The organism is Duffyella gerundensis, from assembly GCF_001517405.1.
Classification (GTDB): domain Bacteria; phylum Pseudomonadota; class Gammaproteobacteria; order Enterobacterales; family Enterobacteriaceae; genus Duffyella; species Duffyella gerundensis.
On the sequence record NZ_LN907827.1, the window covers coordinates 2,896,668 to 2,921,249 of the forward strand.

Annotated in this window: 28 protein-coding genes and 1 other RNA gene; 12 read left to right on the forward strand and 17 right to left on the reverse strand. The window is 54.2% G+C overall.

All coding sequences use genetic code 11. From position 1 onward, the window contains the following. Positions 1-52 precede the first annotated feature (52 nt). Genes rseC through rpoE form a run of 4 tightly spaced genes read right to left on the reverse strand, consistent with a single transcriptional unit; the run spans position 53 to position 2,726 of the window. Positions 53-517 (reverse strand): SoxR-reducing system protein RseC, encoded by a 465-nt coding sequence (gene rseC / locus EM595_RS13365; RefSeq protein ID WP_067432970.1) that lies wholly within the window; start codon positions 515-517, stop codon positions 53-55. Further along, the gene (gene rseB / locus EM595_RS13370) at positions 514-1,470 is read right to left on the reverse strand and encodes a sigma-E factor regulatory protein RseB (RefSeq protein ID WP_067432973.1); all 957 of its coding nucleotides are present in this window, start codon (positions 1,468-1,470) and stop codon (positions 514-516) included. The genes rseC and rseB overlap by 4 nt, the downstream gene beginning before the upstream one ends. Next, complete coding sequence (rseA, locus tag EM595_RS13375) at positions 1,470-2,120, reverse strand: anti-sigma-E factor RseA (RefSeq protein WP_067432976.1); 651 nt, start codon at positions 2,118-2,120, stop codon at positions 1,470-1,472. Before rseA ends, rseB begins: the two co-directional genes overlap by 1 nt. Positions 2,121-2,150: 30 nt before the next feature. Then, positions 2,151-2,726, reverse strand: a complete 576-nt coding sequence (rpoE, locus tag EM595_RS13380; protein WP_067432979.1) for an RNA polymerase sigma factor RpoE — start codon at positions 2,724-2,726, stop codon at positions 2,151-2,153. A 388-nt stretch (positions 2,727-3,114) separates the two neighbouring features. Here rpoE and nadB point away from each other — a divergent pair, with 388 nt between their 5' ends. Beyond that, positions 3,115-4,734, forward strand: a complete 1,620-nt coding sequence (nadB, locus tag EM595_RS13385) for an L-aspartate oxidase (RefSeq protein ID WP_067432981.1) — start codon at positions 3,115-3,117, stop codon at positions 4,732-4,734. Here nadB and trmN read toward each other — a convergent pair. Beyond that, positions 4,719-5,456 (reverse strand): tRNA(1)(Val) (adenine(37)-N(6))-methyltransferase TrmN, encoded by a 738-nt coding sequence (gene trmN, locus EM595_RS13390; protein WP_067432984.1) that lies wholly within the window; start codon positions 5,454-5,456, stop codon positions 4,719-4,721. The genes nadB and trmN overlap by 16 nt on opposite strands. 132 nt (positions 5,457-5,588) lie before the next feature. Here trmN and srmB point away from each other — a divergent pair, with 132 nt between their 5' ends. Next, positions 5,589-6,920, forward strand: a complete 1,332-nt coding sequence (gene srmB / locus EM595_RS13395) for an ATP-dependent RNA helicase SrmB (RefSeq protein ID WP_067432987.1) — start codon at positions 5,589-5,591, stop codon at positions 6,918-6,920. A 209-nt stretch (positions 6,921-7,129) separates the two neighbouring features. Here srmB and grcA read toward each other — a convergent pair whose 3' ends face one another. Next, a complete protein-coding gene (grcA, locus tag EM595_RS13400) occupies positions 7,130-7,513 on the reverse strand; it encodes an autonomous glycyl radical cofactor GrcA (RefSeq protein WP_067432989.1) in 384 nt (127 codons plus the stop codon). 237 nt (positions 7,514-7,750) lie between these two features. Between grcA and ung the strand changes: the two genes are divergently transcribed. Continuing rightward, entirely contained in the window at positions 7,751-8,428 is a 678-nt protein-coding gene (ung, locus tag EM595_RS13405) for a uracil-DNA glycosylase (RefSeq protein WP_067432991.1), read from the forward strand. Positions 8,429-8,477: 49 nt separating this feature from the next. On the opposite strand, the gene grpE is transcribed toward ung, so the two are convergent. Further along, positions 8,478-9,056 carry a nucleotide exchange factor GrpE gene (grpE, locus tag EM595_RS13410; protein ID WP_067432995.1) on the reverse strand — a complete coding sequence of 193 codons (579 nt, stop codon included), beginning with the start codon at positions 9,054-9,056 and terminating at the stop codon, positions 8,478-8,480. Positions 9,057-9,177: 121 nt separating this feature from the next. Between grpE and nadK the strand changes: the two genes are divergently transcribed. The 3 genes from nadK to bamE all read left to right on the forward strand — a co-directional run bounded on the left by nadK (position 9,178) and on the right by bamE (position 12,459). After that, the gene (gene nadK, locus EM595_RS13415; RefSeq protein WP_067432998.1) at positions 9,178-10,056 is read left to right on the forward strand and encodes an NAD(+) kinase; all 879 of its coding nucleotides are present in this window, start codon (positions 9,178-9,180) and stop codon (positions 10,054-10,056) included. Between the two features lie 85 nt (positions 10,057-10,141). Beyond that, a complete protein-coding gene (gene recN / locus EM595_RS13420) occupies positions 10,142-11,803 on the forward strand; it encodes a DNA repair protein RecN (protein ID WP_067433000.1) in 1,662 nt (553 codons plus the stop codon). A 308-nt stretch (positions 11,804-12,111) separates the two neighbouring features. Then, positions 12,112-12,459, forward strand: coding sequence for an outer membrane protein assembly factor BamE (bamE, locus tag EM595_RS13425; RefSeq protein WP_067433002.1), 348 nt, complete (start codon positions 12,112-12,114; stop codon positions 12,457-12,459). A 35-nt stretch (positions 12,460-12,494) separates the two neighbouring features. Here the strand turns inward: bamE and EM595_RS13430 are convergent, their stop codons facing one another. Beyond that, positions 12,495-12,782, reverse strand: a complete 288-nt coding sequence (locus EM595_RS13430; RefSeq protein ID WP_067433005.1) for an RnfH family protein — start codon at positions 12,780-12,782, stop codon at positions 12,495-12,497. After that, a complete protein-coding gene (locus EM595_RS13435) occupies positions 12,775-13,209 on the reverse strand; it encodes a type II toxin-antitoxin system RatA family toxin (protein WP_067433008.1) in 435 nt (144 codons plus the stop codon). The genes EM595_RS13430 and EM595_RS13435 overlap by 8 nt, the downstream gene beginning before the upstream one ends. 159 nt (positions 13,210-13,368) lie before the next feature. On the opposite strand from EM595_RS13435, the gene smpB reads away from it, so the two are divergent. The 4 genes from smpB (at position 13,369) to EM595_RS13455 (ending at position 16,462) form a co-directional block, all read left to right on the forward strand. Continuing rightward, positions 13,369-13,851, forward strand: coding sequence for an SsrA-binding protein SmpB (gene smpB / locus EM595_RS13440; RefSeq protein WP_067433011.1), 483 nt, complete (start codon positions 13,369-13,371; stop codon positions 13,849-13,851). A 49-nt stretch (positions 13,852-13,900) separates the two neighbouring features. Then, positions 13,901-14,264: a transfer-messenger RNA gene (gene ssrA / locus EM595_RS13445) on the forward strand. Positions 14,265-14,782: 518 nt separating this feature from the next. Next, complete coding sequence (locus tag EM595_RS13450; protein ID WP_067433013.1) at positions 14,783-15,214, forward strand: carboxymuconolactone decarboxylase family protein; 432 nt, start codon at positions 14,783-14,785, stop codon at positions 15,212-15,214. Positions 15,215-15,607: 393 nt separating this feature from the next. After that, on the forward strand, positions 15,608-16,462 hold the full coding sequence (locus EM595_RS13455; RefSeq protein WP_067433015.1) for a PA4780 family RIO1-like protein kinase: 855 nt from the start codon (positions 15,608-15,610) through the stop codon (positions 16,460-16,462). A gap of 95 nt (positions 16,463-16,557) precedes the next feature. Here EM595_RS13455 and EM595_RS13460 read toward each other — a convergent pair whose 3' ends face one another. From EM595_RS13460 to EM595_RS13490, 7 genes are read right to left on the reverse strand one after another with little or no spacing between them, the layout of a single operon-like run. Next, positions 16,558-17,490 (reverse strand): hypothetical protein, encoded by a 933-nt coding sequence (locus tag EM595_RS13460; protein ID WP_067433018.1) that lies wholly within the window; start codon positions 17,488-17,490, stop codon positions 16,558-16,560. 39 nt (positions 17,491-17,529) lie between these two features. Continuing rightward, positions 17,530-17,964: a hypothetical protein gene (locus tag EM595_RS13465; protein ID WP_067433021.1), complete on the reverse strand. Its 435-nt coding sequence runs from the start codon at positions 17,962-17,964 to the stop codon at positions 17,530-17,532. Then, entirely contained in the window at positions 17,964-18,962 is a 999-nt protein-coding gene (locus EM595_RS13470) for a hypothetical protein (RefSeq protein ID WP_067433024.1), read from the reverse strand. Before EM595_RS13470 ends, EM595_RS13465 begins: the two co-directional genes overlap by 1 nt. Positions 18,963-18,966: 4 nt before the next feature. Beyond that, positions 18,967-19,236: a WXG100 family type VII secretion target gene (locus EM595_RS13475; protein ID WP_067433027.1), complete on the reverse strand. Its 270-nt coding sequence runs from the start codon at positions 19,234-19,236 to the stop codon at positions 18,967-18,969. Then, positions 19,236-19,511, reverse strand: coding sequence for a hypothetical protein (locus EM595_RS13480; protein ID WP_157883889.1), 276 nt, complete (start codon positions 19,509-19,511; stop codon positions 19,236-19,238). The genes EM595_RS13475 and EM595_RS13480 overlap by 1 nt, the downstream gene beginning before the upstream one ends. Beyond that, entirely contained in the window at positions 19,498-22,293 is a 2,796-nt protein-coding gene (locus EM595_RS13485; RefSeq protein ID WP_067433032.1) for an FtsK/SpoIIIE domain-containing protein, read from the reverse strand. Before EM595_RS13485 ends, EM595_RS13480 begins: the two co-directional genes overlap by 14 nt. 13 nt (positions 22,294-22,306) lie before the next feature. After that, positions 22,307-22,654, reverse strand: a complete 348-nt coding sequence (locus EM595_RS13490; RefSeq protein ID WP_067433034.1) for a hypothetical protein — start codon at positions 22,652-22,654, stop codon at positions 22,307-22,309. 331 nt (positions 22,655-22,985) lie between these two features. Here EM595_RS13490 and EM595_RS13495 point away from each other — a divergent pair, with 331 nt between their 5' ends. Further along, positions 22,986-23,465 carry a nuclear transport factor 2 family protein gene (locus tag EM595_RS13495; protein ID WP_067433037.1) on the forward strand — a complete coding sequence of 160 codons (480 nt, stop codon included), beginning with the start codon at positions 22,986-22,988 and terminating at the stop codon, positions 23,463-23,465. A gap of 81 nt (positions 23,466-23,546) precedes the next feature. Beyond that, complete coding sequence (gene speG / locus EM595_RS13500; RefSeq protein WP_067433040.1) at positions 23,547-24,092, forward strand: spermidine N1-acetyltransferase; 546 nt, start codon at positions 23,547-23,549, stop codon at positions 24,090-24,092. Between the two features lie 5 nt (positions 24,093-24,097). Here the strand turns inward: speG and EM595_RS13505 are convergent, their stop codons facing one another. After that, complete coding sequence (locus tag EM595_RS13505) at positions 24,098-24,517, reverse strand: putative periplasmic lipoprotein (protein ID WP_067433043.1); 420 nt, start codon at positions 24,515-24,517, stop codon at positions 24,098-24,100. Between the last annotated feature and the right edge of the window lie 65 nt (positions 24,518-24,582).

A 24,582-nucleotide genomic window follows, 5' to 3' on the forward strand; every position in this document is an offset into this window, starting at 1 on the left:
AAGATGAAAAAAGGCTGTTCGACAGCCAGCCTGGCAAGGGAATCGCTAAAGATCACACTTTGCTTTCCACGCGCAGCGCATCCGGCGGCAACGCTATGGACAGAATAACGGGTTGAAACGCCTCGCGGTGTCCCAACCGTAATGACAACCCTTTGGCAACGATAAAGCCCGCCACGCCGCCAAGCAGCGCACCGGTTGCGGCCGCCAGATCGCTGCCAAACAGCATCTGGAACAGGCCCGCCACGGCAAAAAGGCCGACCAGCGGCGTCATATAGACCAGCAGTGCCGAACTTAACAAACTGCTTTCCCGAATGCCAATCTCAATCCGTTGGCCAGGTGAAAGTGGCTTTTCACTGTTAATTTGCATCACGTGCGCGTTTTTTGGCCCTAACTTATTCAGCATGGCGCTGCCGCAGCCTTTACGCGCTGAGCAGCTGTTGCAGGTTGTTTTAGCTTCGGTGTGCAGCGTGGCGATGCCGTCATGCCAGGCGACAACGGTGGCCCATTCTCTCATCATTGTGGCGTACCTAAGTTGATGCTGTCAGCAATACGTTTTGCCGTTGTCGGCGGAAGCTCGCCTACGACCATAATTTCCTTATTATCGCGTATTTCAATTTGAACGGTACGACGTCCAGTGCGCAATAGCTGCGCAGAACTGCCTTTATCTGCCGGGCTGACGTTTACCGAGAAGCTAAACAGGCCATCTGAATAGAGCCGCGACTCGACTGGCTTGTTAAGCGCCGGCAAGGTACGCCGATTTTGCGACACTTCGCGCATGCCCGCTGGTAACCAGCCAGGCTGCCAGCTGAGCTTAACCGGACCGCTATCCGGCACTGAAAGTGACGGCGGCAAATTAGCCTTTTGTAAGCCCTGCATCAGACCGCGAACGCCCTCATCGACGGCAAAACTTACGACGCGATATTGCTCAAGCGTTTCGCCGTCACGATCGAGCAAATCGATCCGCAGCGGCAGCCGGGTTTCGCTGTCCAGCCAGACAATATAGCTGTAACGCGTGCCGTCCCGGGCAACAATGCGTACCACTTCGCACAGCTGATCGGCGATGCGCGTGCGACCGACCGGGACAAAATCGTAATAGCTGGCCAGCTGTTGGAAATCGGCATAGATCAGCGACGGCAAAGCATCAATAATGTGCTTACCGGGCAGGGAGAAAGGCTCAAGGCCTGGCTCAAAATAGCTGATGTCGTTGCCACGTTGGATGATTTCACGACGTGGACCATCCATCTGCAGTAGCTGGGCATAAATTTTATTATCCAGCACGGCATGGCGATAACGCAGTGATTCGATGCCAAGGCGCGAAACGTTGATAAAGGCGAGTTCGTAATTGAGAGACTGGCTGGCCTGTTCCATCTGTTGTAACAACGCCCCGGAAGCAGAAGTTTGCGCCGGGGCGATGGATGGATACAGCAGGCAGCCGGTCAGCAAGCTAACGGCGTACCAGATGTGCTTCATTACTGCTGCTGAATTCCTAATGACTGATTGCCGGGAACCTGCGCCTGAGCCTGCTGTGGCGCATTCTGCTCAAGCTGGAACTGGTTAGAGTGCAGACGACGCTGCAACTCATAATCCTGCAGCATCGCATTAACGCGACGACGCTGATCCTGAACCTGCTGATTAGCACTGTTGGTGTCGAATGCATCCGAGGGAACCCCCAGGCTTACCGGCGACGCTTTGCCCATCATCGGCAGCGTGTTAAACACCGGCGCGTCAGAGGCGGAAGCGGCATTATCAGGTTGGTTGTAGTGCTGCACACCAACGATAACTGCCAGCGACACACAGGCTGCAAGGCCGACCTGCGTAATCTGCGCGGCCCATGGGCGCATGCGCTGCAGGAAGGACATCTTCTGCCAGTGAGCAGGTTCTGGCTGCGCTTCAGGGATGATGTGGCTCACCTTATTGACAGGTTCGTCAGCAATTGCTGCCGCTACACGCGCAGAAATGTCGAAATGAAGGACATCACTAACATCACCGCGCATTGTGTCGCGGATCAGATGATAGCTTTCCCAACTTTTTTGCAGTGTAGTGTCTTTAGACAAGGCGGATAAAACTTCGTTATCCAAAGTTTCACCATCCATCAGAGCGGAAAGTTTTTCTTTCTGCATGTCTCAGTACCCTTCCTGTAGCCGTTATCGTTAACGTTGGATAAGCGGTTGAACTTTATTATCGATGGCCTCTCGCGCACGGAAAATACGTGAACGGACCGTTCCTACCGGGCACTCCATGATAACGGCGATCTCTTCATAGCTGAGGCCGTCGAGCTCGCGAAGCGTGATCGCCATACGCAAATCTTCCGGTAGTGATTCAATGGTGCGAAAGACGATCTGTCTCAATTCGTCAGACAACATTAAGTTCTCAGGGTTCGAAATTTCTTTCAGTGCGCCTGCACTTTCAAAGTTTTCCGCTTCAATAGCATCCACATCGCTGGAAGGTGGACGGCGTCCCTGAGCAACCAGATAATTTTTTGCTGTATTGACCGCAATGCGGTAAAGCCAGGTATAAAAAGCGCTGTCGCCACGAAATGATTCTAGCGCACGATAGGCTTTAATGAATGATTCCTGTACCACATCCGGCACATCGCCTGAGGGAACGTAGCGTGAAACCAGGCTCGCCACTTTATGCTGGTATCGGATAACCAGTAAATTGAATGACTTCTGATCTCCCTTCTGCACACGCTCGACGAGAATTTGATCCGTTAATTGCTCGCTCATCCGAGGTAACATCTCCCCAAATTTTTTTCCACGCGCTGGTACCCACCTGTCATTTGATTTTTTGAGCAAGCCTGCGATTAGAGCCAGGTTTAGCGTGTAAGTTCATTTTTGCCACCGTTAATCGTCGCTCGCAAGCGTGACATCGTCTGGCGATGCCCGTGCGGCCGAAAATACGTTTAGCCGATTGCTGCGCAGAGTAGCGCATAGAGACCACTTTTTCATCTGTAAATCGCTTATATTGCCTGACATCGCTAGCGCTGGCGGTTGTTTACGCCATCTAAGCGCGGCACGATGCGCTTGTTTACCCCCTTCAAGATGAAAATTGCTTTTTTTCCGGAAGCAAATCGACATATGCTCAGCAAACAACCTGTTTAGTAAATTAAACAAAATGACTGATTCTCATCAATACAGCTGTGATGTCCTGATTATTGGCAGCGGTGCGGCTGGCCTTTCCCTGGCGCTAAGAGTCGCAGAAAAACATAAGGTTATCGTACTCAGCAAAGGTCCGGTTAACGAAGGATCGACGCTTTATGCACAAGGCGGCATCGCGGCAGTGTTTGATGAAAATGACAGTATCGATGCGCACATCGACGATACGCTGATTGCTGGTGACGGCATTTGTGATTCTGAAGCGGCTGCTTTTGTGGCACACAACGCGCGGCATTGCGTGCAATGGCTCATCGATCACGGCGTCATGTTTGATAAAGAGACGCCACTTAACGGCGAAGAGCGTTTTCATCTGACGCGCGAAGGGGGCCATAGCCACCGTCGAATCTTGCACAGCGCGGATGCCACTGGCCATGCAGTGGAAACCACGCTGGTCTCACTGGCGTTAAATCATCCCAATATCCGTCTGCTGGAACGCTTTAATGCCGTTGATTTAATTCTTTCCGACAAGCTGGGCTTGCCGGGTGCACGACGCGTTACCGGCGCATGGGTCTGGAATCGGGATAGTGAACGCGTTGAAACGTGCAGCGCCCGCGCAGTGATTCTGGCGACTGGCGGCGCAGCAAAAGTTTATCAATATACAACGAATCCCGATGTCGCTTCCGGCGACGGCATCGCGATGGCCTGGCGAGCAGGCTGTCGAATTGCCAACCTGGAATTTAATCAGTTTCACCCAACCTGCCTGTTCCATCCAGAGGCACGCAATTTTTTACTCACCGAAGCACTGCGCGGAGAAGGCGCCTTGCTGAAGCGTCCTGATGGCAGCCGTTTCATGCCTGATTTTGATCCGCGTGCAGAGCTGGCGCCACGTGATGTGGTGGCTCGCGCAATCGATCACGAGATGAAACGCCTGGGCGCTGACTGTATGTACCTCGATATCAGCCATCAGCCCGCCGATTTTATTCGCGCGCATTTCCCGATGATTTGTGAAAAATTGCAGACGCTGGGCTTTGATCTGACGCGCGATGCTATTCCGGTGGTGCCAGCAGCGCACTACACCTGCGGCGGCGTGATGGTTGATCAGCACGGCAGAACCGACGTTGATCAGCTCTATGCCATTGGTGAAGTGAGCTACACCGGTCTGCATGGTGCGAATCGCATGGCCTCGAATTCCCTGCTGGAATGCCTGGTTTATGGCTGGTCAGCCGCAGAAGAGATTGCCCGCAGCCTGCCACCCGCAGAAATCGCCGTCACGCTGCCGGCCTGGGATGAGAGCCGGGTGGATGATTCCGATGAGCGTGTGGTGATTCAGCATAACTGGCATGAGCTACGGTTGTTCATGTGGGATTACGTCGGCATTGTGCGCACCACCAAACGTTTACAGCGGGCGCAGCGGCGCATTGCCATGCTGCAGCAGGAAATCGAGGAATATTATTCACATTTCCGCATCTCCAACAATCTGCTGGAGTTGCGTAATCTGGTTCAGGTGGCTGAACTCATGGTGCGCTGCGCGCTGGAGCGAAAAGAGAGCCGCGGACTGCATTATACGCTGGATTATCCGCTACAGCTGGCGCAAAGCGGTCCAACCATCATTGCGCCAGCGACCTACATAAACAGATAATAATCGCGCGTCAGGCTGCAATACTCTTCTGAATAGCGCTGATCGGGGCCACGAATCACCATGCGCTCCAGCAGCTGTTCGCCTGGCTGTGGTGAAATCGCCAGCATAACGCGATGCGGCAGGCGCTGCGCATTGTCGGCAATATCATTACGAAAACGTAAATGCCAGCCACGCGCTTCTGCCATCAGAACAAAAGCTTCGCCCGCCTGCGCCGGCAGAATCACACAGAAAAACCCCTCTTCTTCAATGAGATTTTCAGCGCAGGTCAGCAGCGTGTGATGATCGAGCGTATCGGTATAACGTGCCGCGGCGCGCTGCGGCGAAGCGCATTCGGTGCCGGGCGCAAAAAAAGGCGGGTTGCTGACAATCAGCGAGTAGCGCTTGTCGCAGCTGGCGGCCCAGTCAACGACGTTACGGTGATAAACCGTCATACGTGCGGCCCACTGCGACTGAGCGACATTGTCGCTGGCCTGCTGTGCCGCCTGCTCGTCCAGTTCAACCGCATCAATGTGGCACTCTTCGCCGGTGCGCTGTGCCAGCATCAGGGCGATCAGTCCGCTGCCGCAGCCGATATCCAGTGCATTTTTGACATTGCTGACCGGCACCCACGCGCCCAGTAATACGGCATCGGTGCCCACTTTCATCGCGCAACGATCGTGAGCGACAAAAAACTGCTTAAAGGTAAAACCATCACGACGTAACTGCGATTTTTGCTGAGACATGTACACTACCTGAAACGGAAACGGCGCTAGCATAGGACAAAGAATCGCAGGTGAAAAGCGATCTGTTATGCACAAACAGATGAAGATCCTGCGCAAAGTGTCTATAATCGGCGCCCCAAACTGAGGTAGACCATGACTGTAACCACTTTTTCCGAACTCGAACTTGATGATAGCCTGCTGGAAGCACTGCAGGACAAAGGCTTTTCGCGCCCTACCGCCATTCAGGCTGCGGCCATTCCACCCGCACTGGAAGGTCGTGACGTTATGGGCTCGGCGCCAACCGGTACCGGAAAAACGGCCGCTTACCTGCTGCCCGTGTTACAGCACCTGATCGACTTCCCGCGTAAAAAATCGGGCCCGCCGCGCGTACTCATTTTGACCCCAACGCGTGAACTGGCGATGCAGGTTGCCGATCAGGCACGCGAACTGGCCAAACACACCCATCTTGATGTCGCCACCATTACCGGCGGCGTGGCTTACATGAACCATGCTGAAGTGTTCAGTGAGAATCAGGATATCGTGGTTGCCACCACCGGCCGCCTGCTGCAATACATTAAAGAAGAGAACTTCGACTGCCGCGCCGTTGAGACACTGATCCTTGATGAAGCCGATCGCATGGTGGATATGGGCTTTGCCAACGATGTCGAAACCATCGCGGGAGAAACTCGCTGGCGTAAGCAAACGCTGCTGTTCTCTGCCACGCTGGAAGGCGAAGCGATTCAGAATTTTGCAGAACGCCTGCTCAACGAGCCGGTGGAAATTGAAGCCGATCCTACCCGCCGCGAACGTAAGAAAATCCAGCAGTGGTATTACCGCGCGGATGACGTTGAGCATAAAACCAAGCTGCTGATTCACCTGCTCAAACAGCCAGACGTCACGCGCTGCATCGTGTTTGTGCGCAAACGCGAGCGCCTGCATGAACTGGTTACCTGGCTTCATCAGGCGGGCATCTCCAGTTGTTATCTGGAGGGCGAAATGGTGCAGGCAAAACGTAACGAAGCGATCAAGCGTCTGAGCGAAGGCCGTGCCAACGTATTAGTAGCAACCGATGTTGCTGCGCGCGGTATCGATATCGAAGAGATCAGCCACGTCTTTAACTTTGATCTGCCACGTACCGCTGATATCTATCTGCACCGTATTGGCCGTACCGGTCGCGCGGGCCGCAAAGGCATTGCGATTTCACTGGTTGAGGCGCATGACAACGTGCTGCTCGGCAAAATCAGCCGTTATGTGCAGGAACCGTTAAAATCTCGCACAATTGATGAACTGCGGCCTTCAACGCGCCCGCCGAGCGAAAAGCTGAAGGGCAAGCCGTCGAAGAAAGTGCTGGCCAAGCGCAAAGATAAAAAAGAGAAAGAGAAAGAGACCGATAAGCCGCGTGTCAAACTGCGCCATCGCGCCGTGAAGAATATCGGCAAACGCCGCAAACCCAGCGGCAGCGAAACGGCAGAAAAAGGCGAATAATTCATCGCGCCTACAAAAAAACCGCCCTTTCAGGCGGTTTTTTTATGGCTTAAGTCAATATTATCAGCATCAGCCAGCTGAACAGAAAGCAAAACCTAAAAAGCCTCGTTCTTCAGCAGCATCTCTTGCACCGGGAATAAAAAAACATCATTTATTCAATACGATAAAAACAAAGTTAGCTGCTTACTTTTCCATCCGCTGCTACGTTTTTACAAACTTTCAGTAAAGGTACGCGCAATCACATCGCGCTGCTGTTCAGGCGTTAGTGCATTAAAACGCACCGCATAACCTGAGACACGAATGGTCAACTGTGGGTATTTTTCTGGATGTTTTACGGCATCCTCCAGCGTTTCGCGACGCAACACATTGACGTTCAGATGCTGTCCACCTTCCACCAAAACCTGCGGACGCTGCTCAAGTGGTACTTCCCGATATTCGATGTTCCCCAGTTCACTGAGTGGCACCAGCTGGTCTTCGCTGTAATCCGCTTTTGCGCAGACACAGCGCGCCTGTTGTGTTTCGTCATCCAACAACCAAAAAGAGTGCAGCAATGCGTCATTGCTGGCTTTAGTAATTTGAATTCCACTGATCATACTTGCCTCCAGGCATCAGGCACGGCCAATAACGCCGTGCGATAACATCATTAAGACTGCCTGGTATAGCAACATGGGCGGTTGCTATCATTGATGTAAATCAACGCGTAATGAACATGCAGAGGCAGAAGGCATTAAGTCGCTGTTTTTAGTAAAGTCAGGCTATGCTTTTTTAGAATCGGTTTTGGCATCGAACACACATGCTAAGCTGATTCACTATCTGACTGGAGAGATGTTATGAGTGAACTGACCTGGCACGACGTGCTGGCAGAAGAGAAAGAGCAACCCTACTTTAAAGAGACGCTGGCGCTGGTTGCACAGGAACGGGCGGCAGGAAAAACGGTTTATCCGCCACAGCAGGATGTTTTCAACGCGTTTCGGCTGACCGAACTGGGCCAGGTCAATGTGGTTATTCTGGGGCAGGATCCTTATCATGGTCCGAATCAGGCGCATGGGCTTGCCTTCTCGGTGCGTCCCGGCGTGGCGGTGCCCCCTTCGCTGGTCAACATCTACAAAGAGCTGCAGAGCGAATTCAGCGACTTTGAGCGGCCACAGCACGGTTTTTTAGAAAGCTGGGCAAAACAAGGTGTGCTGCTGTTAAATACGGTGCTCACCGTAGAAGCCGGTAAAGCCCATTCGCATGCGCGATTCGGTTGGGAAACCTTTACGGATAATGTAATTGCGGCGATAAACCAGCATCGGGAAGGGGTTGTATTTCTGCTGTGGGGTTCGCATGCTCAGAAAAAAGGCGCGATTATCGATCGGGATCGCCATCATGTGTTGCAGGCTCCCCACCCTTCGCCGCTGTCGGCACATCGCGGCTTTTTAGGCTGTGGTCACTTTGCAACCGCCAACGATATTCTGGCTAAAGCAGGTAAGAAAGCCATCGACTGGCAACCGCAGTTGCCAGCCTGATCGGCTTGCCTTCCTACGCGCGTATTGCGCGTAGGAAGCAAAAGGCGCGTTACGCTTTTGCTTTGGCAACCGCAACCATCGCCGGACGCAGCAGACGGCCATTCAGCGTATAACCACGCTGCATCACCATCATGACGTGGTTAGGTGCCACCTCTTCCGATTCCATCATCGACATCGCCTGGTGGATATCAGGATTGAACGGCACGTTGGTTTCACCCACCACTTCAACGCCATATTTACGAACGGCGTCTAACAGTGATTTCAGCGTCAGTTCAATACCTTCAACCATCGACGTCAGCTCAGGATTGGCTTTATCAGCCACTTCCAGCGCACGTTCAAGGCTGTCGATAACCGGCAGCAGCTCGTTGGCAAACTTTTCCAGTGCAAATTTATGGGCTTTCTCAACATCCAGTTCCGTACGACGGCGAACGTTTTCGATTTCTGCCTGCGCACGCAACTGGGCATCCCTTACGCCGTTCTGTAACTGAGCAAGCTCAGCTTCCAGTTGCGCAATGCGCTCGTCGCGCGGATCCGCTTCTGCCGCATTTTCAGTGGCATCGTTCTGCTGCTGTTCAAGCTCAACGTCTGTTGCAGCCTGCTCGTTTGGGGTGTTCTGTTCTTTAGTCATGGAAATCTCCGCGTTTTTTCACAATCACTCGCTGGTTGGCTTATTATGGGGATCAGAATTGTGGTTTCAAGAGAAGCCATCACATTGTCTGGCCACTTTGGCCTGAGAGGACACCAGCATAATGAACGCCCATTTCAAATGCATTGGCATTGTCGGACATCCACGCCATCCCACTGCGCTAACCACGCATGAAATGCTTTATCGCTGGCTGACGGATAAAGGCTACGAAGTCATCATTGAGCAGCAGATTGCGCGTGAACTCTCACTGGAAAATGTAGAAACCGGCTCGCTGTCGGATATTGGCCAACGCGCCGATCTGGCGGTAGTCGTCGGCGGTGACGGCAATATGCTGGGCGCTGCGCGGGTGCTGGCGCGCTATGACATCAAGGTCATTGGCATCAATCGCGGTAATCTCGGTTTTCTGACCGATCTCGATCCCGATAATGCGCAGCAACAGCTGGCGGACGTGCTGGAAGGCCATTACATCGTTGAAAGCCGCTTTCTGCTTGAAGCGCAGGTCTGCCGTGATGCCTGCTCACCGCGCATCGGTACCGCGATCAACGAGGTGGTTCTGCATCCGGGTAAAGTGGCGCATATGATTGAATTCGAAGTCTATATTGATGAGAACTTCGCTTTCTCCCAGCGTTCCGATGGCCTGATTATTTCTACGCCGACCGGCTCAACCGCCTATTCGCTTTCTGCTGGCGGTCCTATTTTAACGCCGTCGCTGGACGCCATCGCCATTGTGCCGATGTTTCCGCACACGCTCTCTGCCCGACCGCTGGTGATTAATAGCTCCAGTACCATCCGCCTGCGCTTTTCTTCGTTACGCAGCGACCTGGAGATCAGCTGCGACAGCCAAATTGCCCTGCCTATTCAGGAAGGCGAAGATGTGCTGATCCGGCGGAGCGATTACCACCTCAATTTGATTCATCCTAAAAACTACAGCTATTTCAACACGCTAAGTTCAAAACTCGGCTGGTCAAAAAAATTGTTCTAAAAAAGCGATCCAGCTATTTACTGGTTAAAAAACCAGTTTATACTGTATGAAAAACCATATCTGTTTTTCTATACAGGAAGGCATTATGCTGGCACAGCTTACCATCAGTAACTTCGCTATCGTTCGCGAACTGGAAATAGATTTTCAACGCGGTATGACAGCGATTACCGGAGAAACCGGCGCCGGAAAATCGATCGCTATCGATGCACTTGGTTTATGCCTTGGCGGCCGTGCCGAAGCGGATATGGTTCGACAAAATGCGCCGCGTGCCGATTTGTGCGCGCGCTTTGCGTTAAAAGATACGCCAGCGGCCCAACGCTGGCTGGAAGAAAACCAGCTCGATAACGGCAGTGAATGTCTGCTGCGTCGCGTCATCAGCGCCGATGGCCGTTCACGCGGTTTTATCAACGGCACGGCGGTTCCGCTTTCGCAGCTGCGCGATCTGGGTCAGTTACTCATTCAAATCCATGGTCAGCATGCGCATCAGCTGTTGCTCAAAGCCGATCACCAAAAAAATCTGCTGGATGGCTATGCCGATCAGCCGGTATTGCTGCAGGAAATGGCGGCACGCTACCGTTTATGGCATCAGAGCTGCCGCGCGCTGGCGCAGCATCAGCAGGCCGCGCAGGAACGCGAATCCCGTCGTGAACTGCTGCAATATCAGCTTAAAGAACTCAACGAATTTGCACCCGTTGCCGGTGAATTTGAAGCGATTGACGAAGAGTACAAACGCCTGGCAAACAGCGGGCAGCTGCTCTCAATCAGTCAGCAAACGCTGCAAATGCTGGCCGATGGCGATGACAGCAACCTGCAAAGCCAGCTCTACAGTGCTCGCCAGATGCTGACTGAACTGGTCAGTCTTGATGCTTCGCTGGGCAGCGTGCTGAGCATGCTCGAAGAAGCGGCTATTCAGATGAGTGAAGCGAGCGATGAGCTGCGCCATTACTGCGATCGTCTCGATCTCGATCCCAACCGCATGTATGAACTTGAGCAACGCCTGTCGCGCCAAATCGCGCTGGCCCGCAAGCATCACGTTTCACCTGAAGAACTGCCTGTTTTTCATCAGCAGCTGTTGTCGGAAGAAGAACTGCTTTCTCAGCATGAAAGCGATCAGGGTTTGCTTGCCCAACAGGTTGTTGAGCATCATCGGGCGGCGCAGGAAACCGCGCAGGCGCTGCATGAGAGTCGCCTGCACTTTGCGCAGGAGCTTGAGCAGCTGATTGCCGAAAGCATGAAAACGCTCTCCATGCCGCACGGCAAATTCATTATCGATGTTCAGTTTAATGGCGATCAGCTTACCGCTGAAGGCGCCGATCGCATTGACTTCAAGGTCAGCACCAACCCCGGTCAGCCGGTGCAGGCGCTTTCTAAAGTGGCGTCGGGCGGTGAACTGTCACGTATTGCGCTCGCCATTCAGGTGATTACTGCCCGTAAAATGGAAACTCCAGCGCTGATTTTCGATGAGGTCGATGTGGGTATCAGCGGTCCAACCGCTGCGGTGGTGGGGAAAATGCTGCGCCAACTCGGCGAGTCCACGCAGGTAATGTGCGTGACTCACCTTCCGCAGGTCGCTGGCTGTGGTCATCAGCATTTCTATGTCAGCAAAGAAACTGACGGCAACATGACCGAAACCCACATGCAGCCGCTGGACAAACGCGCACGCCTGCAGGAACTGGCACGTTTGCTGGGAGGCAGCGAGGTTACTCGCAATACGCTGGCCAACGCCAAAGAACTTTTGGCCGCGTAACGTCGCACTTTTTTTTATCCCTGGGGTCATATGCTTGCTCTGTAGAGGTTCCCATCAACTGAAAGGTCTATTATCATCGGCAGCTTGTCGCCTGAGTTAAACCTGGATACCGTAGACAGAGTTCAGAATTTGATGGCATACGAAACGGCCTCGACACCGCTCCTGAGCGACAGACAGCTGAAGAATACAGGCATGAAGAACATCTGCTGCATCCCTTTTAAAGGCGATTGAGTAAGCAATGATGCCTGTGCAGACGGCGCTTCAGGTGGTGATCAAGAAGGCGGTTGGCCCTATAAAAGGAATGATAAATGCGCTGTAAAACGCTGACTGCTGCTGCAGTGGTACTCTTAATGACAACGGCTGGTTGTTCGACGCTGGAACGAGTGGTTTACCGTCCGGATATCAACCAGGGGAATTATCTGGCTGCTAACGACGTTGCGAAGATTCATCAGGGCATGACGCAGCAGCAGGTTGCCTATACGCTCGGCACGCCAATGATGCGCGATCCGTTTGGCAGCAACACCTGGTATTATGTGTTCCGTCAGGAACCGGGTCACGAGAAAGTAAAACAGCAGACGTTGACGCTGACTTTTGACAGCAAAGGCGTGTTGACCAACATCAACAACAAGCCTGCGTTAACTGACCACAAAGGTTAATCTAACGCGAGCACAAAAAAAGGCGCCTTTGCGCCTTATTTTTTTGCCGATTTTTCAGCGCGTTGCCGACGTAACTCTTTCGGATCGGCAATCAGCGGACGGTAAATTTCGATACGATCGCCATCCTGAAGTTCATCAGTCAGCTTTACGGGCCGACTGTAAATGCCGACTTTGTTTTTCGCCAGATCAATATCCGTCCGAACAGATAAAATGCCGGATGCCTGAATCCCCTGCTCAACTGTACTGCCTGCGGGCAGCGCTATGCGATAAAGATACTGCTTTTGCGGCAGCGCATAGGCCACTTCAACGGCGATATCAGGCACTGTAAACCTCTTTTGCACGGTGAGTAAAAGCCTGCACCATGTTGTTCGCCAGTTCTTTGAAGATACGACCGAACGCCATTTCCACCAACATGTTGGTGAACTCAAAATCGAGGCTCAGCTCAACTTTGCAGGCATCTTCGCTTAACGAAATAAAGCGCCAGCCGCCGGTCAATTTACGGAACGGGCCATCAACCAGTTGCATCTGGATGCTCTGGTTATCCTGCAAGGTATTACGCGTGGTAAACGTTTTACTGATACCTGCTTTAGACACATCTACTGACGCAGTCATCTGATTGTCTTTCGCGTCAAGAACGCGACTTCCCGTGCAGCCTGGCAAAAACTGTGGATAGGCATCCACATCATTAACAAGTCGATACATCTGCTCAGCGCTGTAAGGCACGAGTGCAGAACGGCTAATCTGGGCCATAACAGTTCCTGTTCATCACAAAACACACTAATAATAACATTCTCAGCAATCAAACAAAAATTCCTTGCCGATTTTGCCATGCTACAATACCGCTTTTATCTCGTGCATATTGGTCACGGGATGCCATTCATTGCGATCTGATATAAACTACGTGGCACTATGACAAAGAAAAAAGCTCAAAAACCCGGTTCTGCTACCATTGCCCTTAACAAACGCGCCCGCCATGAATACTTCATCGAAGAAGAGTTTGAAGCTGGATTGTCGCTACAAGGATGGGAAGTCAAATCTCTTCGTGCAGGCAAGGCCAACATCAGCGACAGCTATATCCTGCTGCGCGATGGTGAAGCCTTCCTGTTTGGTTCAACCTTTCAGCCGCTTTTGGTTGCCTCCACTCACGTGGTTTGCGATCCGACGCGCAGCCGTAAACTGCTGCTTAATCAGCGTGAGCTGGATTCGCTGTATGGCCGCGTAAATCGCGAAGGTTATACCATCGTGGCCCTCTCGCTTTACTGGAAAAACGCCTGGATCAAACTCAAAATCGGCGTGGCTCGCGGTAAGAAAGAACACGATAAGCGTGACGACATCAAAGAACGTGAATGGAAGCTCGATAAAGCACGTATTATGAAAAAAGCACAGCGCTAACCCACTGGTAACGGTAGATGTTTTTCTGCTATACTGCGTAACAGTACTTGGGGCTGATTCTGGATTCGACGGGATTTGCGAAGCCCTAGGAGCATGCCGAGGGGCGGTTTGCCTCGTAAAAAGCCGCAAAAAAATAGTCGCAAACGACGAAAACTACGCCCTAGCAGCTTAATAACCTGCTAAGAGCCCTCTCTCCCTAGCCTCCGCTCTTAGGACGGGGATCAAGAGAGGTCAAAACCAAAAGAGATCGCGTGAATACCTTGCCTGGGGTTGCAGCGTTAAATCTAATCAGGCTAGTTTGTTAGTGGCGTGTCCATCCGCAGCTGACAGGCGAATGTAAAGATTGGACTAAGCATGTAGTGCCGACGGTGTAGTAATTTCGGACGCGGGTTCAAATCCCGCCAGCTCCACCAAATTCTTGATCGATGGCCACCAGAACCATCCGATGAAGTCCTGAAAGCCCGCAAGGCGTAAGCCCTGCGGGCTTTTTTGTTTTCTGCCCTGACCATTCTTTCTGCTCCTTCATCCTCACGTTTCAAAGTCAGAGACAATTACACATCGCAAACGTCGCACTGTCCGAGTGTCGTATGCTCAATCACCTACAGCAGCCAATACGCTTCGAAGTGAGCAACGTATTGCAATGTCAGCGATAGTGCACGGGTCATCTACATACACCAATGCGACACGGCATAGATCTCACTCCCCCGCATCAATAAACCGGCCTTTATCAAAATAGTGACCGTTATTTATCTCTCCAGCCAAATATTCCCCTTATCTGAATCCGTCACGCATCGCCTGTAAAGTTCGAGCGGCTCTAACGCACCGCGCAGCTATTCACCACAGCATTCCCGGGAAAGTGGCAGGCAAAACACCCCTTACTATGCAGGAAGTCCAACCTGAACGCTTTTCTCCCTCAATAAGGAAAATAACAATGACGCCTCTCCGCCTTGCTTACGCCGCATTATCACCAGATGCCTATAAAGGGCTGCTTGCCACCAAAAAGGCGCTCGAAACCAGTTCGCTGGGCAAGAACCTGATTGAGCTTGTTTACCTGCGCATATCACAGATTAACGGCTGCTCATTCTGTCTGGAGATGCATAGCCAATCCCTGCGTGCCGGAGGTGAAAATGTGGCTAAACTTGATGCGCTGGCAGGCTGGCATGTCAGTGCGCATTTCAGTGAACGCGAGCGCGCAGCCCTTCAGTGGAGCGAATCCCTGGTTCACGTCGCTGACACCCATGCGCCAGATTGTGATTACGATAATCTCAGGCCGCATTTTACCGATCGTGAAATCGCCGATCTCACCTTTGCCGTGGCCTTAATGAGCGCCTTTAACCGGCTGGCAATTGGCATGCGCCAGTAAGCGCAGAACACGCAGGCAACGCCGCCAGTGAACCACCGCAACGCGCGTTATTGCGCGGTACAGGTAACAGGCGGAGAAGCGCTCCCCCGCAAGCCTCTCTCACGCGTTACAACTTTCCTGCCTGGCGTGATCGCTCTGGTCGCGCCAGGTTTTGTACTCCGGTTTGCCATAGCCGCTCTTTCAACCGGCTTATGCCAGTGCGCAACTGGCTGTCGACAGCGGTTGGCAAATTCATGCATAGCCAGGAAATCGTCAATGAACAGCGCCGGAATCCAGCCAAAGCGCGCTTTTTCCTTTAGAATGACTCTCTCAACTGAGAATGTGCCCATTTTTTTCCAGTATCGCCATCTGGTTATTGATACGAAAAGTGGCTGAAATGAGGTATAAAGCCGCATGAAAATCCCAAACAGAATCCAACCGCTGGTCGATGATGGCCTAATCGACGACGTCATCCAACGCCTGAAAAGCGGTAAAGAAGCAGACGTTTACACCGTGTTATGCGGTGACAAAATCCAGTGCGCCAAAGTCTATAAAGAAGCCACCCAGCGTAGCTTTAAGCAGGCCGTGCAGTATCAGGAAGGCCGTAAGGTGCGTAACTCGCGCAACAGTCGCGCCATGCAAAAAGGTTCTAAATTCGGCCGCAAGCAGCAGGAAGAGTCCTGGCAGATGGCGGAAGTAGAGGCCCTGTTTCGTCTGGCCGATGCCGGCGTGCGCGTGCCGCAGCCTTACATGTGTATTGATGGCGTGTTGCTGATGGAGTTGGTCACCGATGCGGAAGGCGGCGTTGCACCTCGCCTGAGCGACGTGACCCTGAGCGAAGAGACCGCCCTTGCCGACTTCGACACCATGATCCGTAACATCGTGCGCATGCTGTGCGCCGGCCTGGTGCACGGCGATTTGTCGGAGTTCAACGTGTTACTCGATGCGCAGGGGCCGGTCATTATCGACCTGCCGCAGGCAGTGGATGCCGCGGCCAACAATCACGCTCAATCGATGTTTGAACGCGATGTTAATAATATCACCGCCTACTACGGTCAGTTCGCGCCGCAGCTGCTGACAACGCGCTATGCCAAAGAGATTTGGCTGCTGTACGAAGATGGCAAGTTGACCCCGGAAACCGTGCTCACTGGCACGTTTACTGAGCAGGAGCACAAGGTGGATATGGATTCCCTGATGGATGAAATTATCACCGCAGAAGATGAGTATTATGAACGTCAGCGGGCAAACCGAGAGCGCGACGAGCAGTAATCCGCCGCTGTGCCCTGCCCGACAAATAAAGCCCGCCCGGCATCAGCGCCTGGCGGGCTTTATTGTTGCTGTCGACCACGTTGCTCACACAGCGCTTATCGCCAGTTCACCTTCTCCGCGGCCTGTTCTGCCAGCGGAAGCAGGATACCCTGGTTATGCACGGCAAAGGTCACCAGCTGAGCCATCTCTTCACCCTGCTGCTGGGCCAGCGCGCTGGAAAATGCCTGATAGTGTGGGCTGGAGGTCAGAACACTCTCTTTGTCGGCAATGCTGTGATACAGAATGAAACCTGCAATCAGCGTCACGCCCAGTGAGGCGAGGCGAATGGTGCGCTCCTGACGTGGTAGCAATGCCGCCAGCATGCGGCCCACAATCAGGATCACGGCCAGCGCGTTCAGCAGAATTAAAATACCGCCCACCACAATCGTCAGACCGGCGCTGTAAATCACCGTCATCAACAGCGTTTTCATGTCCCGATCGGCTTTTAGCGGCCTGGCTTTCAGCGGCGTCAGCACACCGCTCGCCAGCTGCACATTTTTTAACGCCATCAGCTCGCCGGGTTCGACAGCCTCAGGCTGCACGCCAAACAGCTTCGCCAGCTGCGGCGTTTTTTTATCCACCAGCAGTTTGTTCAGTCCCAGCACGCTATTTTTTTGCGCCACCGGCATCGCCGCCACGGCATCAGCCAGCGTAGTGAGCATCCAACTTTTCGAGGCCCAGGCGCCGCCCGCTGCCAGCGTGAGCATCAGCAAAACCACCGCGAGGCTGTTTGCCCGGATACGCTTTAGCAGCGGCTCAAGCACCAGCACCGCCAACAGCAGCGCGATGCCAAGGCTGGCCATCAGCCAGAAGAGAAACGGCGTCGCGCGAAAAATATCAATGTCCCTTGCGGCCCAGAGCACGCAGAGGGAAAACAGCAGATAAAGCCCGACCGCCAGTAACAGCGCCAGGTTAAGCGACAGCGCGGTATAAGAGCGTGTGACGGGCGGCGAGGCAATTTGCTCGCCAAGCGGTGAAAGCGTGGTCATGTGAATTCCATTTACGACGTATAAAAAAAGCCTGAGCGATCAGATCGGCGGCGTGCCCAGCGAGCCAAGCAGCTGCTCGGCATCACTGATGCTGTATTGCGCATTGTGTATCGACATCGTGGCGCGTTCGGCAAAATCGGTAGCACGCTGCTGAAGCAGCAGTGATTCACCGGTAACTTCCTCCAGTGAATGCATACGCATGCGCGCCTGCGTCAAATGCTCATCACCGATTCTGATCGCCTGTTGCACGGTGTGCAGATGGAGCCGCGCCCGTTTGAGAATATCGGTGGCCTGATAAGAGACCTCGTTCAGGCCGGACTGATGCGTTTTTTGAAACTCCACCGATCGGGCGTCGTCCCAGCGGCGCAGCATCGCCTGGGTTTCATCGTGATAATGATTGATCTGATGAGCAAACAGCAGCGTCTGCTCTTCAACCAGGTTATAAATCGCCTGTATTTGCAGGGGTGCGTCCATTACAGGCCCTCTTTGCTGTTGATCTGGCGCAGGGCTTCAAAAGCGTCACCCAGCTCTTCACGCGCCTGCCACTGGCGACGTTGATACTCTTCCAGTGCCCTGGCAAATGCCGCGTGATCCTGCAACGCATCCGCGACATCTTCCTCGGCCAGCGCAGTCTGCTGGCTGGCGATGTTATGCTGGCTCTGCATGTCCTGCGCCAGTCGAACGCCGCTTTCAGCCTGCTGCCACGCTTCGTCGGCCCACTGTCTGGCTTCGCTGGCGCTGTTGCTCGCCTGGCTGGCACGATCGCGCGCCTGCTGCGCATACACCAACGCCTCTTCGGTTTTCGCGACGCCATTTTCACAACTTTGCTGTTTAATGAACGCGGCGTTGAGCTGATCGATCGCCTGCTGCAGTTCAAATTCACACTGATTGAGGTGACGGCGTGCAGAGTCGAGATGATGCCGCGCGTTGGTGACGCGCGACGCATCAGAACTGCAGTTGGGTCGCTGGCGCTCGCCCTTGGAATTGGTGGTCCACGAGTTCATACAGCTGTTATAGGCGTTTTGCGCATGGGCCAAATCGTTAGCGGCCTGCTGAGCGCGGGTTTGCGCCGAAGAGACCTCGCTGGCGGCCTGCAGTTTCGCCGCCTGACAACGATTAACCAGCTGCACGGCACGTTGCAGTGCATCGCGCCACTCTGCGGCGGCATTCACGCTGCGTTGATAAACCTTCGCCGCGTGCTGATGGGCGCGGTTAGCCTGATCCTGCGTGTCGGCGGCCAGTTCGCACATGGCCTGGCTTTTCTCACGTACCCGGTTCAGATGATCGGTGGCATCGTCGATCTGGCTGCTGACCAGCGCCACCACCTCTCTGAAATCGGCGACCACGTTATCCGCGCGTTGAAACTGCGCGTTGTTTTCCTGATGCACCACATTGAAATTGCGGCTCCAGTCCATTAACTCCTGTTCAATCTGGTCGATCAGGAACTGGGCTTCACGCGGGGTTTGTGTCATTCAGTTAGCCCTCTGAGTTGAAGTGAGCACGCAGATTTTCCAGCGCGACGTCAAGCTGCGGCAACATCCGCTGTAGCCGCTCAGCCTGGCTGTCAAACCGGCTCAGGGCACGATGAAACGCCTGATGAAAAGCGTCGGCACCCTCGCCTTGCCAGTTCTCACGCAGCCGATACCATGAAGCGGTCAGGCTTGCGCGCCGGCTTTCAACCTCCTGTAGCTGGCGCGCAATATCGTCACGATAGCGCTGTAAATGTTCAGCAAGCGACAATGACATCAGCCGTTACCTCGCAGATAGCGCGCCAGCTGCTGCAGCTTGCGGGCAATGTGATCTTCAAATACCGGCGCATCGGTTTTCAGATAGGCATCGTTCTCCGCCATCACCGTTTCCAGCATCACCGCGATGGCCTGATGATCGGCATCGCGCCACAGCGCATCCAGCAGCACGTAGCCCTCTTTCAGGCTACGCTGCTGGATCGACAGCGCCTGATGAAACCCTTCCAGCTCACGCTGGAAGTGGCGCATCAAGGGGTAGCTCTCATTCAGTGACAACGGTAGCTTCTCCAAACGCGGTGGCCAGCAGCACTTGCAGCTGCTCGCGAGTCTGTTCACGGCTGATGTCGTGATCGAAGGCGTAACTGCTGAACAGGTTGCGCGCGCGCTCGCCTTTCACCAGGTCAACGTACATCGCCGCCAGTGGGTGCTCAGTCATCTCTTCAATTTGCGTGGCCGCTAATGATGAGAACAGCGTCATAGAATCATCGGCGCTAAGCTGCTGCACCACGCGATGAATAAAGTCACGACCGTCGCGCGAAGGATTCATAAAGCTTTGCAGCGCAGTCACCGATTCCGCTGAGACGATCACGTGCCGCGACCGATCGCTGCCGCGACGAACCAGATCGCGCCAGGTGGCCCACAGGCCGCTTTCCGGCGCACCATAAGGATCGTAGCCGTCAACCAGCGCATCGATGCGATCGGGCTCACAGAGAATTAACAGCCCCTGGCGGCTGTGCGCGGTGTCAGCAAACGCGGTCAGCGCCGCTTCGGCCTGCGAGGCATCGGCCAGCGTCACCTGCGCGCCGAGGCTTCGCAGATATTCTGCCGCCGTGTTGACGATACCGCCGCCCGGCAGGTAGGGATCCAGCGCATCGATCACCGTTAGATCCAGCTCCTGCGGCGCAACGGTAGCGGGCAAGCCCACCAGCATATTTGCCAGCATGGTCGCGCGCAGCTCGGTGCGCGAGCCCACCATCAGCATGTTTTGTCCGCGCCCGCGGCGCAGCGTGCACAGCGCATGTGAACGCACGTCGAAGTTACGTCCCAGCCAGAGCCCGATCGGCTTGCCGGATGGCGTCCACATCCGCTCCTCAAAACCGCCATCACGCAGCGGCAGCGCGGCGATGCGCTGCAACTCCTCGGCTGACGGTGGCGCAACGCGGTGCTGCATCACAAAAGCGTTATCGGCCAGCGTACTGGCCATGGTGCCATCCAGCATGATCGGACGTGACGCCTGCGGACCCACGTGGCTGACAATGCTCTCAATCACGCTCTCCAGCGTCGGCTGATCGCCATTTGCGCCCGCATAATCATCGCGACGCGCCAGCCGCGCCACGGCACCACGGTGGTTATCACCATCGCGGCCTGACTGCGCGTTGATCACCAGTTCGCCCGAGGCGGCCAAATCGCGAATCAGGCGCTTGCCTTCGGTACCAAAGGCGGAAATCGTCTGGATATAATCCTGCGCCAGCGACAGCGAGGCGCGCAGGTGTATTTCATTGAAGTTGCTGCTGCGCATGCCTTCAACATCAAAGCGTTGCGCGCAAAGCAGCAGGTGCGTGCCCGCCGCTCGGCCCATGCGCAAAATCGGTCCCAGTTCATCCATACCGGCGGCGGCATCGCCTTCAAAGATCAGCTGATACTCATCGATAATCAGCAGCATGCGCGGCAAAACCTTACCGGTTTTACTGCGCCAGGCGGCCAAGTTGTTAACGTTCTCATCTTTGAACAGTTCATAGCGCCGTTTCATCTCGGCATGGAAATCAGCGAGGATCTTACGGGCAATCGCCGGACGCGTACGCAACGACACCACTTCAGCGTGCGGCAGATCTTTATAAACTTTAAACTCCACGCCGTGCTTGGCATCGAGCAGATAGAGCTTTAATTCCTCAGGCGAATAACGGCTGGTGAGGCCGGAGATAATCACGTGCAGCAGATGCGATTTGCCCGAGCCGACCTGCCCGGCAATCACGCCGTGCGCCACTTCACCCGATGAATGGTGTTTACCAAACAGAATATTCAGCCGCTCGCCAACCGGCGTTTCAATACGCTCGGCTGAGCTGGCGCTCATCATTTTTTCAAGCGGCGCCAGCGCGTTAAAGCTGTTGCTGCTCTGCAGACGCTGATGGGTTTCAGCCTGATCCAGCAGCCGCTCAATCACCTCATGCGTAGCAAAATCTGTAATCTGCAGGCCCTTTTCGGCACGGCAATCGATCACCACGGCGTTCTCAAACGCTTTCATGTCGAAATCGCGCGGCAACGGCGACGACGTGTTGTATTCGAGGATCAAATGACGGCCAGCTCGCGGGCCCGATACGCCAATGCGCGTCAGCAATTCCAGCGCACGCGGTTCGCGCTCGTAAGCGGAAGGGAAATCCACCACCGCGATGATTTCAAACGATTCACCGGAACGCGCCTCTTTAGTGAGATCCAGAAAACGCCCCGCGCCGCCAACAACGCGCTGATTAATGCGCTGAATATCCTGCGTAATGGTGGTCAGCGTTTCGCCGATGCTGCTGCCCGCTTTGCGCGTGCGCGGCAGGTTGGCTTCGAACGGAAAAGTGGCGCCCAAACCTTTGGGATCGAACAGCGTAAAGGTGCTGCTGCCGGGCAGCAGCGTGGCGGTACGCAGCACAATGTCACGCTGCAACGCACGCGATCGATCCAGACTGCTGTCGTCGGTCAGCAGAATAATGGCGCCCTCGGCGCGCAATAAAGGCTGATAAACGGGACGACATGCCATGCGCCGATCCGGCATGGGAATCGGCAACTGACCAAACAGATAATATTCCAGCGGCGTCGGATCGCCATCGGCCTCAAAGCTCTGCCAGAAATCACTCTGCCATGGCGCGCGCAGCGGCGCCGGAATGAGAGCATAAAGTTCGTTAACGCGCGCTTCTTCAGCGGTAAAGCGCTGCTGCAACTCAGCGGGCAACAGCGGCACCGCGCCCTGTAAATAGCCAAGCTGCTGACGAATAGTCTCTTCAAGGGTATGAACGGTCTGCGTGGTTTTAGTGAGTTCCGCGCGAAGCGTGGCGGAAGCGGGCGTTGAGTTCATCAGTTTTTCCCAATCAGAAGAGGACGTATAAAATCCACAGAGCGATCACGGCGAGCACGATCATTTTAGTTTTCTTATGACGCTCAGCTTTTTCAGCTTTTGCCACGTTATCGACCAGCTGATGATAACGATCCTGTTCGACACGCAGCTGTTTCCCCAGCTGGTCCAGCGTATCGATTGAGCGGGAAATGGCAGTGAAATCGAGCTGTTCAACCGGTTGTGCTGGCGCACCCGCCCGGAATTTATCGAACTCTTTGGTCAGTCGCTCGGTAGCGTGTGTGGCGTGTTGATACGCTGCTTGTGTCGCCAGCTCATCGTGCCAGGCCTCACTAAATTCTTTAACCAGTTGCGCTTGTTGCATTGCTTAGATCCCTGTTCTGCAAAGAGAAAATATCCACTTTCTGATAACGCGATTGTGCCCGCCGGTGAGGCGTTACGACGCAGAGATACCGATGAAACAGCAGGAACAAAGCCGCAACAGGCTGTATGTCTGAAACGTAAGGAACTGTTAAATTTTGCGAATTACTGTCAGTAGCGTCAAGACATTATTATCACTTATGCGACTGTATCGCGAGGGCATGACAGAATAACGCTCGCGCACAGCCCTGCCAGACATGTCTCAACGTCGCGGCTGCATGCCGTTGTTCTCCCAAGGTTAGCAAGCCATCCTTTTCATCTTATCAGGAGCCACCATGACCGATAACGTCACGCCACGCCCGCCGCTGCCGCCGTTTAGTCGCCAGAGTGCGGCAGAAAAAGTTCGCCTGGCCGAAGATGGCTGGAACTCCCGCGATGCGGGCAAGGTCGCGCTGGCCTACAGCCTGGATACCCGCTGGCGCAATCGCGCCGAGTTTGTCGCCAGCCGCGCAGAAGCTGAAGCCTTCCTGACGCGCAAATGGCATAAAGAGCTCGATTACCGGCTCATCAAAGAGCTATGGGCGTTTGACAGCCACCGTATCGCGGTGCGCTATGCCTATGAATGGCGTGACGATGCGGGGAACTGGTTTCGGTCCTACGGCAATGAGAACTGGGAATTCAACGACGAGGGTCTGATGACGCATCGCTATGCCAGCATCAATGACCTGCCGATCCGCGAACAGGATCGCCTGTTCCACTGGCCGCAGGGCCGTCGGCCGGACGATCATCCGACGCTGAGCGAGCTGGGGCTGTAACCTCGGCGCGGGCTGCCCGCGCATCGCCATTGGGTTTGATAGCGGTATAATGCGCAGACGACTGATAATAAGGAGCGAAACATGTCAGTGAATTTACGGCCGCTGGAGCGGGAAGATTTGCATTTTGTCCATCAGCTCGATAACAACGCCAGCGTGATGCGCTACTGGTTTGAAGAGCCTTACGAGGCGTTTGTTGAACTCTCCGACCTCTATAACAAGCATATTCACGATCAGAGCGAACGCCGTTTTGTGGTGGAGCATGATGGCTTTAAGGTCGGGCTGGTCGAGCTGGTGGAAATCAACCACATTCACCGCCGCGCGGAATTTCAGATCATCATCGATCCTACGCATCAGGGCAAAGGGCTGGCGAGCAAGGCGGCGAGGCTGGCGATGGAGTACGGTTTTTCAGTGCTGAATCTGTATAAGCTTTACCTGATTGTCGATCAGGAAAATGAAAAAGCGATCCACATTTATACCAAGCTGGGATTTGAGATCGAAGGCGTGCTGAAGCATGAGTTTTTTATCAACGGCGAATACCGCAATACCATTCGCATGTGCATTTTTCAGCAGCAGTATCTGGAGAAGCATAAAATGCCCGGCGCGATGGTGAAACCCACCGCGCAATAACGGGCTTAGCTACGCGCACCAATCTGGTTCATGTACGGCAGCGGCTGCAACGGCTCGATGTCGTACATGCCGCCATAGAAAGGATCTACCAACAGCCAGCCAATAAAGCCGCCAAGCGGAATATTGCCGAGCAAATACCACAGGTTGGCTTTTTCACGTAGCGGCACGGTGACCGGCACATATCCCACACCTTCCAGCATCACCTGATACTGTTTTTTGCCAAAGTAACGGCCGGTGGATTTCGCCAGCATGATAGTTTGCGGCGTGAAGCCTTCTGCCACCGCGCGGCCAGTTTCATCCTGCACGGTAAAACGCGCGCCCTGCGGCACCGAATCAATGCGCACGGCCTGGCTTTCAGATCCCACGATGGTGGCACAACCACTGAGCAGCGTTAGCGCCACCAGCGCGATAAAAAGCGATTTCATAACGGCGTTCCGGTAAAAGTGCAGATCACCAGTTTAGCCCGCCTGCCCTTGCTTTTCATCCGCTA

Bases quoted from the DNA above. Each gene is read 5' to 3' on its own strand.
- trmN (WP_067432984.1), bottom strand. From the start codon at position 5,456: ATGTCTCAGCAAAAATCGCAGTTACGTCGTGATGGTTTTACCTTTAAG.
- bamE (WP_067433002.1), top strand. From the start codon at position 12,112: ATGCGCTGTAAAACGCTGACTGCTGCTGCAGTGGTACTCTTAATGACA.
- grpE (WP_067432995.1), bottom strand. From the start codon at position 9,056: ATGACTAAAGAACAGAACACCCCAAACGAGCAGGCTGCAACAGACGTT.
- nadB (WP_067432981.1), top strand. From the start codon at position 3,115: ATGACTGATTCTCATCAATACAGCTGTGATGTCCTGATTATTGGCAGC.
- EM595_RS13450 (WP_067433013.1), top strand. From the start codon at position 14,783: ATGACGCCTCTCCGCCTTGCTTACGCCGCATTATCACCAGATGCCTAT.
- EM595_RS13435 (WP_067433008.1), bottom strand. From the start codon at position 13,209: ATGGCCCAGATTAGCCGTTCTGCACTCGTGCCTTACAGCGCTGAGCAG.
- EM595_RS13465 (WP_067433021.1), bottom strand. From the start codon at position 17,964: ATGGACGCACCCCTGCAAATACAGGCGATTTATAACCTGGTTGAAGAG.
- rpoE (WP_067432979.1), bottom strand. From the start codon at position 2,726: ATGAGCGAGCAATTAACGGATCAAATTCTCGTCGAGCGTGTGCAGAAG.
- EM595_RS13495 (WP_067433037.1), top strand. From the start codon at position 22,986: ATGACCGATAACGTCACGCCACGCCCGCCGCTGCCGCCGTTTAGTCGC.
- recN (WP_067433000.1), top strand. From the start codon at position 10,142: ATGCTGGCACAGCTTACCATCAGTAACTTCGCTATCGTTCGCGAACTG.
- rseC (WP_067432970.1), bottom strand. From the start codon at position 517: ATGATGAGAGAATGGGCCACCGTTGTCGCCTGGCATGACGGCATCGCC.
- EM595_RS13460 (WP_067433018.1), bottom strand. From the start codon at position 17,490: ATGACCACGCTTTCACCGCTTGGCGAGCAAATTGCCTCGCCGCCCGTC.
- EM595_RS13490 (WP_067433034.1), bottom strand. From the start codon at position 22,654: ATGCAACAAGCGCAACTGGTTAAAGAATTTAGTGAGGCCTGGCACGAT.
- rseA (WP_067432976.1), bottom strand. From the start codon at position 2,120: ATGCAGAAAGAAAAACTTTCCGCTCTGATGGATGGTGAAACTTTGGAT.
- EM595_RS13475 (WP_067433027.1), bottom strand. From the start codon at position 19,236: ATGTCATTGTCGCTTGCTGAACATTTACAGCGCTATCGTGACGATATT.
- nadK (WP_067432998.1), top strand. From the start codon at position 9,178: ATGAACGCCCATTTCAAATGCATTGGCATTGTCGGACATCCACGCCAT.
- rseB (WP_067432973.1), bottom strand. From the start codon at position 1,470: ATGAAGCACATCTGGTACGCCGTTAGCTTGCTGACCGGCTGCCTGCTG.
- EM595_RS13485 (WP_067433032.1), bottom strand. From the start codon at position 22,293: ATGAACTCAACGCCCGCTTCCGCCACGCTTCGCGCGGAACTCACTAAA.
- EM595_RS13455 (WP_067433015.1), top strand. From the start codon at position 15,608: ATGAAAATCCCAAACAGAATCCAACCGCTGGTCGATGATGGCCTAATC.
- ung (WP_067432991.1), top strand. From the start codon at position 7,751: ATGAGTGAACTGACCTGGCACGACGTGCTGGCAGAAGAGAAAGAGCAA.
- speG (WP_067433040.1), top strand. From the start codon at position 23,547: ATGTCAGTGAATTTACGGCCGCTGGAGCGGGAAGATTTGCATTTTGTC.
- srmB (WP_067432987.1), top strand. From the start codon at position 5,589: ATGACTGTAACCACTTTTTCCGAACTCGAACTTGATGATAGCCTGCTG.
- smpB (WP_067433011.1), top strand. From the start codon at position 13,369: ATGACAAAGAAAAAAGCTCAAAAACCCGGTTCTGCTACCATTGCCCTT.
- EM595_RS13470 (WP_067433024.1), bottom strand. From the start codon at position 18,962: ATGACACAAACCCCGCGTGAAGCCCAGTTCCTGATCGACCAGATTGAA.
- EM595_RS13505 (WP_067433043.1), bottom strand. From the start codon at position 24,517: ATGAAATCGCTTTTTATCGCGCTGGTGGCGCTAACGCTGCTCAGTGGT.
- grcA (WP_067432989.1), bottom strand. From the start codon at position 7,513: ATGATCAGTGGAATTCAAATTACTAAAGCCAGCAATGACGCATTGCTG.